Source organism: Bradyrhizobium sp. UFLA01-814 (assembly GCF_046718885.1).
GTDB classification, from domain to species: domain Bacteria; phylum Pseudomonadota; class Alphaproteobacteria; order Rhizobiales; family Xanthobacteraceae; genus Bradyrhizobium; species Bradyrhizobium elkanii.
The window spans coordinates 108,867-121,035 of sequence record NZ_JAQOSR010000005.1; the positions used below are offsets into that span (position 1 = coordinate 108,867).

Annotated in this window: 9 protein-coding genes; 3 read left to right on the plus strand and 6 right to left on the minus strand. The window is 66.2% G+C overall.

Annotation, left to right across the window (positions count from 1 at the left end):
• Positions 1–42: 42 nt before the first annotated feature.
• Genes PMN64_RS02990 through PMN64_RS03010 form a run of 5 tightly spaced genes read right to left on the minus strand, consistent with a single transcriptional unit; the run spans position 43 to position 6,018 of the window.
• Positions 43–264 carry a formate dehydrogenase subunit delta gene (locus PMN64_RS02990; protein WP_411779658.1) on the minus strand — a complete coding sequence of 74 codons (222 nt, stop codon included), beginning with the start codon at positions 262–264 and terminating at the stop codon, positions 43–45.
• Positions 248–1,084, minus strand: coding sequence for a formate dehydrogenase accessory sulfurtransferase FdhD (gene fdhD, locus PMN64_RS02995; RefSeq protein WP_411779659.1), 837 nt, complete (start codon positions 1,082–1,084; stop codon positions 248–250). The genes PMN64_RS02990 and fdhD overlap by 17 nt, the downstream gene beginning before the upstream one ends.
• Before the next feature lie 2 nt (positions 1,085–1,086).
• On the minus strand, positions 1,087–3,963 hold the full coding sequence (gene fdhF / locus PMN64_RS03000; protein ID WP_411779660.1) for a formate dehydrogenase subunit alpha: 2,877 nt from the start codon (positions 3,961–3,963) through the stop codon (positions 1,087–1,089).
• Between the two features lie 13 nt (positions 3,964–3,976).
• A complete protein-coding gene (locus PMN64_RS03005; protein ID WP_411779661.1) occupies positions 3,977–5,545 on the minus strand; it encodes a formate dehydrogenase beta subunit in 1,569 nt (522 codons plus the stop codon).
• On the minus strand, positions 5,542–6,018 hold the full coding sequence (locus PMN64_RS03010) for a formate dehydrogenase subunit gamma (protein ID WP_038382182.1): 477 nt from the start codon (positions 6,016–6,018) through the stop codon (positions 5,542–5,544). The genes PMN64_RS03005 and PMN64_RS03010 overlap by 4 nt, the downstream gene beginning before the upstream one ends.
• A 256-nt stretch (positions 6,019–6,274) precedes the next feature.
• On the opposite strand from PMN64_RS03010, the gene PMN64_RS03015 reads away from it, so the two are divergent.
• The 3 genes from PMN64_RS03015 (at position 6,275) to mdoH (ending at position 10,988) form a co-directional block, all read left to right on the plus strand.
• Positions 6,275–7,171, plus strand: coding sequence for a LysR family transcriptional regulator (locus PMN64_RS03015; protein ID WP_298275786.1), 897 nt, complete (start codon positions 6,275–6,277; stop codon positions 7,169–7,171).
• A gap of 242 nt (positions 7,172–7,413) precedes the next feature.
• Positions 7,414–8,880, plus strand: a complete 1,467-nt coding sequence (locus tag PMN64_RS03020) for a glucan biosynthesis protein G (protein WP_411779662.1) — start codon at positions 7,414–7,416, stop codon at positions 8,878–8,880.
• On the plus strand, positions 8,868–10,988 hold the full coding sequence (mdoH, locus tag PMN64_RS03025; RefSeq protein WP_411779663.1) for a glucans biosynthesis glucosyltransferase MdoH: 2,121 nt from the start codon (positions 8,868–8,870) through the stop codon (positions 10,986–10,988). Before PMN64_RS03020 ends, mdoH begins: the two co-directional genes overlap by 13 nt.
• A gap of 9 nt (positions 10,989–10,997) precedes the next feature.
• Here mdoH and PMN64_RS03030 read toward each other — a convergent pair.
• On the minus strand, positions 10,998–12,169 hold a 1,172-nt coding region (locus PMN64_RS03030), incomplete at its 5' end, for an ATP-binding protein (RefSeq protein ID WP_411779664.1).

Consider the following 12,169-nt stretch of genomic DNA (forward strand, 5'->3'; position numbering starts at 1 on the left):
CCTCCTCAGGGTGACGGTGAGGAAAGGCGCTCGCGTTACTCGCTACGCCTGCTGCTTCAGCTTCTGCAGGGCATCGCGGACGTCGGGATCGAGGCCGGTGCCACCGGCGTCGAGATGGGCGAAGATCTGCTTGCGCATCCGCGGGTCCCAGAACTTCCAGATGTGCTCGGAAATGCCCTGCACGGCGCGGTCGCGCCCCTGGCTCTGGAAGAATTTTCCGATCTGGTTCGCCATATAGACCAGTCTGTCAGGCGACGACGACATAAGCGGACTCCTTGCCGGCCACCGCGCCTGTGACGCGTTCCGGATGCGTAAAGACTTCAAATCCATCGGCGCGAGCGATCGCGGCGAGCGTGATGCCGGCGGCATCCGCCATCCGGACCGCGAGCGCGGTCGGCGCCGACACCGCGGCGATCAGCGGCGCGCCGATCGCGGCGGTCTTCTGCACCATTTCGACCGAAACGCGGCTGGTCAGCAGCACCATGCCTTCGCCGGCTATGATCTTGTCGCGGGCCAGCGCGCCGGCGAGCTTGTCCAGCGCATTGTGGCGGCCGACGTCCTCCCGCAGCGCCACGATGCCGCGCGCGGCCGTCCAGAACGCCGCGGCGTGCACGGCGCGGGTCTGGTGGTTGATCTCCTGCAGCGGCGCGACCGCCGCCACCGCCGCCATGATCTCGCGCGGCGAGAAGACGCGGCCCGCTTGCACCACCGCGGTTGGCCGAACCGCCTCGCTGATGGAATCGAGCCCGCACAGGCCGCAGCCGGTCGGGCCGGCGATGTTGCGCCGCCGCTCCGCGATCCGCTCGGCCTTGTCGGCCTTCAGCCACATCCGGAGCTCGATGCCGTCATCGAGCTCGACGATGTCGAGGTTCTCGATCTCGTCGGCCGATTGCACGATGCCTTCGCTCAGGCTGAAGCCAACCGCGAAGTCGCCGAGGTCCTCGGGCGAGCCCATCATCACGGCGTAGGTGCCGCCATTATAGGTCAGCGCCAGCGGCGTCTCCTCCGGGATCAGGCGCGCGCCGTCGCTGAAGACGCCGTCGCGCCAGACCTTCCGTATCGCCTTGTGGACGGGTTCGCGCATCGCTACTCCGCGGCTTCCACCACCGGCGCGATGCGGCGCGAATGGCGGGCCTGCTCGTCATAGGCCTTCTGCCAGTCGGACGGACCGTTCGACGGCGAGATCTGCACGGCCGTCACCTTATACTCCGGACAGTTGGTCGCCCAGTCCGAGAAATCGGTCGTAATGACGTTGGCCTGGGTGTCCGGGTGGTGGAAGGTGGTGTAGACCACGCCCGGTGCCACGCGGTCGGTGATCTCGGCGCGCAGCGTCGTCTCGCCGGCGCGGCTCGCCAGCCGCACCCAGTCGCCGTCGCGCACGCCGCGCTGTTCGGCGTCGTGCGGATGGATCTCCAGCCGGTCCTCGGCGTGCCACACCACGTTCTCGGTGCGGCGGGTCTGCGCGCCGACATTGTACTGGCTGAGGATGCGGCCGGTGGTGAGCAGCAGCGGATAGCGCGGGCCGGTGCGTTCGTCGGTCGCGATATATTCGGTGAGGATGAACTTGCCCTTGCCGCGCACGAAGCCGCCGATGTGCATCACCGGGGTGCCTTCCGGCGCCTTTTCGTTGCAGGGCCACTGCACCGAGCCGAGCTCGTCGAGCCTGGCATACGACACGCCCGCGAAGGTCGGCGTCAGCGCGGCGATCTCGTCCATGATCTCGGATGGATGGGTATAGTTCATCTCAAAGCCCATCGCCTTGCCGAGCATGATCGTCACCTCCCAGTCGGCATAGCCGTTGAGCGGCGTCATCACCTTGCGGACGCGCTGGATGCGGCGTTCGGCATTGGTGAAGGTGCCGTCCTTCTCGAGGAAGGTCGAGCCGGGCAGGAAGACGTGGGCGTAGTTCGCGGTCTCGTTCAGGAAGAGATCGTGGACGATCACGCATTCCATCGCCGACAGCGCCGCCACCACGTGCTTGGTGTTGGGGTCGGACTGCAGGATGTCCTCGCCCTGCACGTAGAGCCCCATGAAGCTGCCTTCGATGGCGGCATCGAACATGTTCGGGATGCGCAGGCCCGGCTCGTTGTTGAGCTTGACGTTCCACATCGCCTCGAACTGCTCGCGTACCGCATCGCCGGCGATGTGGCGGTAGCCGGGCAGCTCGTGCGGGAACGAGCCCATGTCGCAGGAGCCCTGCACGTTGTTCTGGCCGCGCAGCGGATTCACGCCGACGCCGGGCCGGCCGATATTGCCGGTCGCCATCGCGAGGTTGGCGATCGCGATCACCGTGGTCGAGCCCTGGCTGTGCTCGGTGACGCCGAGCCCGTAATAGATCGCGCCGTTGCCGCCGGTGGCGTAGATCCGTGCCGCCTCGCGCAGGTCCTTGGGATCGACGCCGGTCATGATCGCGGTCGCCTCGGGGCTGTACTTCTCCTGGGCGACGAAGGCCGCCCATTCCTCGAACTCGCTCCAGTCGCAGCGTTCGCGCACGAAGGTCTCGTTGACCAGCGATTCGGTGACGATGACGTGGGCGAGCGCCGTGACCACCGCGACGTTGGTGCCGGGCATCAGCGGCAGATGCAGCGCCTTCACATGCGGCGATTCCACCATCTCGGTGCGGCGCGGATCGATCACGATCAGCCTGGCGCCCTGGCGCAGCCGCTTCTTCAGCCGCGAGGCGAACACCGGATGGGCGGAAGCCGGGTTGGCGCCAATGATCAGCACGACGTCGGTGTCCTCCACCGAGTCGAAATCCTGGGTGCCGGCCGAAGTTCCAAAGGTCTGCGACAGGCCGTAGCCGGTCGGCGAATGGCACACGCGGGCGCAGGTGTCGACATTGTTGTTGCCGAAGCCGGCGCGGATCAGCTTCTGCACCAGATAGGTTTCTTCATTGGTGCAGCGTGACGAGGTGATGCCGCCGACCGCGTCGCGGCCGTATTTCTGCTGGATACTCCTGAACTTCGCGGCGGCGAAATTCAAGGCTTCGTCCCACGACACTTCCTGCCAGGGATCCTCGATCCGCTCGCGGATCATCGGCTTCAGGATGCGCTCCTTGTGGGTGGTGTAGCCCCAGGCGAAGCGGCCCTTGACGCAGGAATGGCCGCGGTTGGCCTTGCCGTCCTTCCACGGCACCATGCGCACCACTTCCTCGCCGCGCATCTCGGCCTTGAAGGCGCAGCCGACGCCGCAATAGGCGCAGGTGGTGACGACCGAGTGTTCGGGCTGGCCGATCTCGATCACGGATTTCTCGGTCAGCGTCGCGGTCGGGCAGGCCTGCACGCAGGCGCCGCAGGACACGCATTCCGAGCCGAGGAAGCCTTCGTTCATGCCGGGCGAGACCCGGCTGTCGAAGCCGCGGCCGGAGATCGTCAGCGCGAAGGTGCCTTGCACTTCCTCGCAGGCGCGCACGCAGCGCGAGCAGACGATGCACTTCGAGGGGTCGTAGGTGAAGTACGGATTGGACTCGTCCTTCGGCATCCAGTTGTCGTTTTCGTAGCCGTGCGATTTGGCGAAGACGTGGTTCTCACCTTCATAGCCGTAGCGCACGTCGCGCAGGCCGACCGCGCCCGCCATGTCCTGCAATTCGCAGTCGCCGTTCGCCGCGCAGGTCAGGCAGTCCAGCGGGTGGTCGGAGATGTAGAGCTCCATCACGCCCTTGCGCAGCTTCTTCAGCCGCTCGCTCTGGGTGTGCACGACGAGGCCGGGCATCACCGGCGTCGTGCAGGAGGCCGGCGTGCCGGCGCGGCCCTCGATCTCGACGAGGCAGAGCCGGCAGGAGCCGAAGGCGTCGACCATGTCGGTCGCGCAGAGCTTTGGAATCTGGGTGCCGGCTTCCATCGCCGCGCGCATGATCGAGGTGCCCTCGGGCACCGTGATCTGATTGCCGTCGATGGTCAGCGTGACCATCGTTTCGGATTTGGACTTGGGCGTGCCGAAATCGATTTCGTGGATCAGCGACATCGTGATTTCCTTGCTATTCCGCGGCCTGCAGGCGGGCCGGTGCGGGACCTAGATCTCCGCCAAAATCTTCCCGGAAGTGTTTCAATGCACTCATCACGGGGTAGGGCGTGAAGCCGCCGAGTGCGCACAGCGAGCCGAATTTCATGGTGTTGCAGAGGTCTTCGACAACCGCGAGGTTTTCCGCCACGCGTTCGCCATTGATGATCTTGTTGATGGTCTCGACGCCGCGGGTCGAGCCGATCCGGCACGGCGTGCACTTGCCGCAGGATTCGACGGCGCAGAATTCCATCGCAAAGCGGGCCTGCTTCGCCATGTCGACGCTGTCGTCGAACACCACGATCCCGCCATGGCCGATCAGGCCGTCACGCGCGGCGAACGCCTCATAGTCGAACGGCGTGTCGAACAGCGCGCGCGGGAAGTAGGCCCCGAGCGGGCCGCCGACCTGAACCGCGCGCACCTCGCGTCCGGTGAAGGTGCCGCCGCCGATCTCGTCGACGAGTTCGCCGAGCGTGACGCCGAACGCGGTCTCGAACAGCCCGCCATATTTGATGTTGCCGGCGAGCTGGATCGGCATCGTGCCGCGCGAGCGGCCCATGCCGAAATCGGCGTAGGCCTTGGCGCCGTTGTCGAGGATGAAGGGGATCGCCGCGAACGACAGCACGTTGTTGATCACGCTCGGGCGGCCGAACAGGCCCTTATGCGCCGGCAGCGGCGGCTTGGCCCGCACGATGCCGCGGCGGCCCTCGAGGCTTTCCAGCAGCGAGGTTTCTTCGCCGCAGACATAGGCGCCGGCGCCCACCCGCACCTCGAGATCGAATTCATGGGCGGAGCCGCCGATGCGCTTGCCGAGCAAGCCGGCGCGGCGGGCGGCCACGATCGCCGCGTTCATCGCTTCGACCGCGTGCGGATATTCCGAGCGGATGTAGATGTAGCCCTTGGTGGCGCCTACTGTGATACCTGCGATCGTCATGCCCTCGATCACGACGAAGGGGTCGCCTTCCATGATCATGCGGTCGGCGAAGGTGCCGCTGTCGCCTTCGTCGGCGTTGCAGACGATGTATTTGCGGTCGGCGCTGGCCTGCGCCACGGTCTTCCACTTGATGCCGGTGGGGAAGCCGGCGCCGCCGCGGCCGCGCAGACCGGACGTCGTGACGTCGGCGAGGATCTGGTCGGAGGTCAGCGTCAGCGCCCGCTCCAGGCCCTTGTAGCCGCCATGGGCGCGGTAGTCGTCGACCGAGCGCGGATCGATCACGCCGCAGCGGGCGAAGGTCAGCCGGGTCTGGCGCTTCAGCCAGGGAATTTCGTCCGTGACACCAAGCCGCAGCGCGTGCTGGCCGCTGCTGGCCATCGCGTCGAGCAGGGACGGGACGTCCGCCGGGCTGATTGGGCCGAACGCGACGCGGCCTTGTGCGGTCGCCAGTTCGACCATCGGCTCCAGCCAATAGAGTCCGCGCGAACCGGTCCTGACGATCTCGATCGGCATGCCGCGTCCTGCTGCGGCCTGCTCGAAGGCGAGGGCGACATCGTCGGCGCCGACGGCAACCGCGCCGGCGTCGCGGGGAATGAAGATTCGCATCGTCATCGCTGTGCCTCCGCGACCAGCGCGTCGATCCGCGCTTCATCGAGCCGGCCGACCACGCGGCCGTCCAGCATTGCCGACGGCGCGGTGGCGCACAGCCCGAGGCAGTAGATCGGCTCCAGCGTCACGCGGTCATCCGCCGTGGTATGCCCCAGGGCAACGCCGAGCCTGGCCTCCGCGCGCGCCGCCAGCGCGTCGCCGCCGGCGGCCTGGCAGGCCTCGGCGCGGCACAGCTTGAGGACGTGGCGTCCGGCAGGCTGCTTCCGGAAATCATGGTAGAAGGTGAACACGCCGTGCACCTCGGCGCGCGACAAATTGAGCGCCTCCGCCACCATCGGGATCGCGGGCTCTGGCACGTAGCCGAAGGCTTCCTGCAGCGCGTGCAGGATCACCAGCGTGGCGCCTTCAAGCCCGGCGTGCTCGGCGATGATTTCAGCGCCGCGCGCCTTGTCCCAAGGTTCGTATCCCACCGTCATCAGCGCTTCTCACGATCAGTTTTTTGCTTCGCACATGAGAGTTGGAATCCTTCGAAACATCAATAAAGCTGTCTCATGCGGCGATTGCGAAACGCGATTAATAGCGTTGCCGAATGGATCGATGCGGGATCGCAATAATGTTCTGGAATCACGCACTTCCGGGGCGCTTTGGATTTCGAGATCGCACCCGGATCGTGCTACCTATGGACGTGTTGGGCTGCCGCTTGGGGCGCCGTTTTCCGAAGGGATTTGAACCTTGATCGACAAGCTGGAACTTCTGCTGGCGCTGGCCAAGGAGCGGCATTTTGGCCGGGCCGCGGAGGCGTGCGGCGTCACCCAGCCGACGATGTCGACCAGTCTCAAGCAGCTCGAGGAAATCCTCGGCGTCATGCTGGTGCAGCGCGGATCCCGCTTCCAGGGCTTTACGCCGGAAGGGGAGCGGACGCTGGACTGGGCGCGGCGCATCGTCGGCGATGCGCGCGCGATGAAGCAGGAGATCAACAGCCTCAAGGACAAGCTGTCGGGCGAGATCCGGATCGCGGCGATCCCGACTGCGCTCGGCATGGTGGCGGCGCTGACCACGCCGTTCCGGGCGCGCCATCCCGATGTGCGTTTCCGGATCCAGTCGTGCACGTCGGCCGACGTGCTCGGTCTGCTCGAGAATCTCGAGGTCGATGCCGGGTTGACCTATATCGAGAACGAGCCGATCGGCAAGGTCCGCACCATCCCGCTCTACAATGAGAGCTATCGCTTGCTGACCGCGCCGGACGCGATGTTCGGCGACCGCAAGCAGGTGACGTGGAAGGAAGTCGGCACCGTGCCGCTCTGTCTGCTCACGCCCGACATGCAGAACCGCCGCATCATCGATCGCGCGCTGACCTCGGTCGGCGCGGAGGCGACGCCGACGCTGACGTCGAATTCGCTGCTCGTGCTCTACACCCATGTGAAGACCGGCCGTTGGGCCAGCGTGATGCCGGCCAAGCTTGCCGAGACGCTTGGCCTTGCGGATGCCGTGCGCAGCATTCCGATCGTCGATCCGGTCGTGGACTACAGCATTGGCCTCGTAATCCCGCAGCGCGATCCGATGACGCCGCTGATCGCAGCCCTGGTGCAGGTCGCACGCGAGGTCGCGCCGACGCTGGAGAGCGCGTAGCTCCCGGCATTCTCCCGCGGCCGTTCCGCCACGGTTCCGGCACAGCAGCAAGCGACCACGCGTTGTGTGCGTGCGTTGAAGCAAGTCCTGGTGTTCAGCCGCCGGACAATCTTCGCTTGCTCGCAGCAAAGATGGAACTCAGCGCCGGCTCGGCGGTTGCATTGCGGCGTCCCGGTCAGCGAGCAGGAGCTGCTTTGAATCGTCGCCAGTTACTCCACGGATCGGCCGTATTGCCGACACTCATGTTCTTGCCACAGCGCCAGGCCGCCGCCGCAGCGAGCGCGACGGACGCACCCTTCAACCCCGCCATGGTCAGGGAGCTTGCGCGCAATCTCGCCAGCAAGTCGTTCGAGGCGCCGGACGAGAAGTTGCCGAACGGCCTGACGGACCTGAACTACGACCAGTACCGCACGATCCGCTTCACGTCCGAGCGCGCGCTGTGGCGCGGCGCGAAGCTGCCGTTCGAGGCGCAGTTCTTCCACCGCGGCTTCTTCTACAAGAACAAGGTCAATATCTTCGAGGTCGCCGACGGCAAGGTCAGCGAAGTCAAATACAGCAAGGACATGTTTTCGTTCGGCGAGACCGTGCCTGACTTCACCGAGACCGACCTCGGCTTTGCCGGCTTTCGGATCCACGCGCCAATCAACAAGCCGGACTATTACGACGAGGTCTGCGTCTTCCTCGGCGCGAGCTATTTCCGCGCCGTCGCCAAGGACGAGACCTACGGCCTGTCGGCGCGCGGCCTGTCGATCGATACCGGCGAGGCCAAGGGCGAGGAGTTTCCGTTCTTCAAGGCGTTCTGGCTCGAGCGCCCGGTGCCCAACGCGACTTCGCTGGTCATTCACGCCTTGCTCGACAGCAAGAGCTGCGCGGCGAGCTATCGGTTCACGATCAGGCCTGGAGCGACCACGGCGTTCGATGTCGAGGCATCGCTCTATCCGCGTGCCGATCTCGAGCATGCCGGCCTTGCGCCGATGACAAGCATGTTCTTCTTCGGGCCCAACGATCGCAACGAGGTCGACGACTTCAGGCCGTCCGTGCACGATTCCGACGGGCTTGCGATCTACAACGGCAAGGGCGAGAGCCTGTGGCGCCCGCTGAGCAATCCGCGCGACCTCCAGATCAGCACGTTCCAGGACGTCAATCCGCATGGCTTCGGGCTGATGCAGCGCGAGAAGAATTTCTTCGCCTATCAGGACATCGAATCGCGCTTCGAGAAGCGTCCGAGCCTGTGGGTCGAGCCGATCGGCGACTGGGGCGAGGGCGCGGTCATTTTGTTCGAGATTCCGACCAAGGAAGAGATCCACGACAACATCGCCGCGTTCTGGCGGCCGAAGGCGCCGCTCAAGGCCAAAAGCGAGACCAATTTCACCTATCGCCTGCATTGGGGGCCGGACGCGCCGAAGCCGCATTCGCTCGCGCGCTTCACGCGCAGCGGCATCGGCGCCCATGGCGAGAACAGCAAGCTGTTCGTGCTCGACCTGTTAGGGGACAATCTGAAGGGGATCGATCCCAATAGCGTCAAGGGCGTCGTGACGGCCGAGAAGTCCGAGATCACGAACGTCGTCACGCAGCCGAATCCGAATACCGGCGGATGGCGGCTCAGCTTCCAGTGCGCCGTCAAGAAGGACCCGATCGAGCTGCGTGCGCATCTGGCGCAGGATGACAAGCCGCTCTCCGAGATCTGGGTCTATCGATGGGCGCCATAATCACGTCGCCTCAGTCCGACGTCGCCACGGCGGCCGACGGCTTCCTGCCACAAGAGAGCCCGCTTGCAATGTCGGCGGCCGATCTTGGCCGGCCGCCGCATGCGGTGAGCAAGCCGGTGTCGGTCGGCGCGGGCATGTTCATGCGCCGCGCGTTCGTCCTGCTGTTGACGGCGGCGCTGACCGGTGCCGGCGCCTACGAGATGTACATGGTGGTCCAGGTCGGCGGCGTGACGATCATGGAAGGCATGGTGCTGGTGCTGTTCGTCGCGCTGCTCGCCTGGATCGCGTTTTCGTTCGCATCGGCGCTCGCCGGCTTTTTCGCTCTGCTTCGGCGCAACGGCAACGCCCTGCCGATCCGCGACGATGGTCCGTTGCCGCAACTCGCGAGCCGGACCGCGGTGCTGCTCCCGACCTACAACGAGAATCCGCATCAATTGATGGCGCGCCTGCACGCCATCTACGAGTCCGTCGAGGCGACCGGGCAGGGCGACAGCTTCGACTGGTTCGTGCTCAGCGACACCCGCGATCCCGATATCTGGATCGCCGAGGAACGGGCGTTCCTCGAACTGTGCGAGGCCTGCGGCGCGCAGCGGCTGTTCTACCGGCATCGCGCCGACAATACGGCGCGCAAGTCCGGCAATGTCGGCGAGTGGATCACGCGGTTCGGCGGCGCATATCGGTTCATGATCGTGCTCGACGCCGACAGCCTGATGTCGGGCGACACCATGGTGCGGATGGTGCACGCGATGGAGACCAATCCGCAGGCGGCGCTGCTGCAGACGCTGCCGGTCATCGTCAACGCGCGCAGCCTGTTCAGCCGCCTGCAGCAGTTTGCCGGCCGGCTCTACGGACCGATGGTCGCCGCCGGCGTTGCGTGGTGGCACGGCTCCGAGGGCAATTATTGGGGGCACAATGCCATCATCAGGATCGAGGCATTTGCGCAGCAGGCGGGCCTGCCCGAGCTCTCCGGACGCAAGCCGTTCGGCGGACATATCCTGAGCCACGACTTTGTCGAGGCGGCGCTGATGCGGCGCGCCGGCTGGGGCATCTACATGGCGCCGATGCTCGGCGGCAGCTTTGAGGAGGTGCCGCCGTCGCTATTGGATTTTGCCGCGCGCGACCGGCGCTGGTGCCAGGGCAATCTGCAGCATCTCGCCGTGCTGAGGACGCGCCGGCTGCACTGGATCTCGCGGCTGCATTTCATGACCGGGATCGGCTCCTACATCACCGCGCCGCTCTGGCTGTCGTTCCTGCTGCTCGGAATCCTGATCTCGTTGCAGGCGCGCTTCATTCGCCCCGAATATTTTCCGAAGGGTTTTTCGCTGTTCCCTAACTGGCCGGCGCAGGACCCGGTGCTCGCGGCCTGGGTGTTCGGCCTCACGATGGCGCTGCTGATCGTGCCGAAGCTGCTCGGTTTCCTCCTGTTGCTGACACGGTCGGACGTGCGCCGGCAATTCGGCGGCGGCTTCCGGGCGTTGACGGGCATGCTCGCCGAGGTGCTGATCTCGGCGATGATCGCGCCGGTCATGATGGTGTTCCAGTCGATCGCCGTCGTCGAGATCCTGCTCGGCCGGGACGCCGGCTGGCAGACACAGCGGCGCGACGACGGCGCGGTCGAGCGGCGGGAGCTCTATCGGAAGTACGGCGTTCCCACCGCCTGCGGTGTCGCGATGGCGATCAGCGCCTGGGCGGTGTCGCTGCCGCTGCTGCTGTGGATGTCGCCGGTGATCATCGGCCTGTTGTTTGCGATCCCGATCGGCGCCTGGACCGCCAGGCCCGCGATGCACGCGCTGTTCGTGACGCCGGAGGAGGTGAAACCGCCGCGCGTGCTGGTCCGCGCCAATGAGCTGGCGGCGTCGCCGGCACCCGCATCGGCCCCCGCGCTCGCGACGTTGCGGCAGGATTCCGACCTGCTGCATCGCCATCTCTCGTCGCTGCCGCCGGCGCGGCGCGGCGGTCCGGGCGAGATCGATCTTCACCTCGCGGTGGCGCGGGCGCGGATCGAGGCAAGCGACAGCTTCGACCAGGCAGTCCGCCATCTCACGCCTCGCGAGACGCTGGCCGTGCTCGGTGATGCCGCGCTGCTGGAAGGAGTGCTTGCGAAGTAGTGTGGGGGCTCAGGCCGCTTCCGGCAGCTTCGTCTGCAGGGACCGCGGATCGCGCGGCAGCGTGACGCGCACGACGGTGCCGACGCCGAGCCTGGAGCGCAGCCGCATCGAGCCGCCGTGCAGATTGGTGAGCGAGCGCGCGATCGCAAGTCCGAGACCGGAGCCCTGGTAGCTCTTGGTGAGCTGGCTCTCGACTTGCTCGAACGGCTTGCCGAGCCGGCGCAGCGATTCCGGCGCGATGCCGATGCCGCTGTCGGCGATCAGGAGCACGATCGAGTCGTCCAGCATCTGGCCGCGCACCAGCACGCGGCCGTGGTCGGGCGTGAACTTCACCGCATTGGAGAGCAGGTTGACGATGATCTGCTTGACCGCGCGGCGGTCGGCGACGACCGAGATCGTGCTTTCGATATCCGATTCCAGCGACAATCGCTTGTGCTCGGCGCGGCCGGAGACCACCCGGAGCGACTCCGCGAGGATACCGGAGAGGTCGAGCGGCTCCATGTCGAACTTCATGCGGCCGGCCTCGATCTTGGACATGTCGAGAATGTCGTTGATGACCTCGAGCAGGTATTTCCCCGACGTCAGGATGTCGTGGCAGTACTCCGCGTACTTGTCCGAGCCGAGCGTGCCGAACAGGCCGCTGCCCATGATCTCGGAGAAGCCGATGATGGCGTTGAGCGGCGTGCGCAGCTCATGACTCATATTGGCGAGGAACTTCGACTTCGCGGCGTTGGCGTCCTCGGCGCGGGTTTTTTCCTGCGAGTATTTTTCGGCGAGGTCGGCGAGCTCGACGGCCTGCCGTTCCAGCTCGGCTTGCGAGCGCTGCAGGTCGATCACGGTGGCGCGCAGGCGCAGGTCGTTGTCGACCAGCTTCTGCTCGTGCGCCTTGATGCGGGTGATGTCGGTGCCGACGGAGACGTAGCCGCCGTCCTTGGTGCGGCGCTCGCTGATGTGCAGCCAGCTGCCGTCGTCGAGCTGGGCCTCGAAGGTGCGGGCGCCGGGCGCCGGCACGCCGCTCTCGTGCAGGCGGGTACGCACCTCGGGCATGCTGCCGACCTCGATCACGGTCTCGTAGGAGGTGCCGGGGCTGACGGCGGAATCGGGCAGCTTGTGCAGCCGCTGGAAGTGCGAGTTGCAGAGCACGAGGCGGTCGTCGGCATCCCACAGCACGAAGGCCTCCG

Bases quoted from the DNA above. Each gene is read 5' to 3' on its own strand.
- PMN64_RS03010 (WP_038382182.1), bottom strand. From the start codon at position 6,018: ATGACGGTGGGATACGAACCTTGGGACAAGGCGCGCGGCGCTGAAATC.
- PMN64_RS03020 (WP_411779662.1), top strand. From the start codon at position 7,414: ATGTTCTTGCCACAGCGCCAGGCCGCCGCCGCAGCGAGCGCGACGGAC.
- PMN64_RS03005 (WP_411779661.1), bottom strand. From the start codon at position 5,545: ATGACGATGCGAATCTTCATTCCCCGCGACGCCGGCGCGGTTGCCGTC.
- PMN64_RS02990 (WP_411779658.1), bottom strand. From the start codon at position 264: ATGTCGTCGTCGCCTGACAGACTGGTCTATATGGCGAACCAGATCGGA.
- fdhF (WP_411779660.1), bottom strand. From the start codon at position 3,963: ATGTCGCTGATCCACGAAATCGATTTCGGCACGCCCAAGTCCAAATCC.
- mdoH (WP_411779663.1), top strand. From the start codon at position 8,868: ATGGGCGCCATAATCACGTCGCCTCAGTCCGACGTCGCCACGGCGGCC.
- fdhD (WP_411779659.1), bottom strand. From the start codon at position 1,084: ATGCGCGAACCCGTCCACAAGGCGATACGGAAGGTCTGGCGCGACGGC.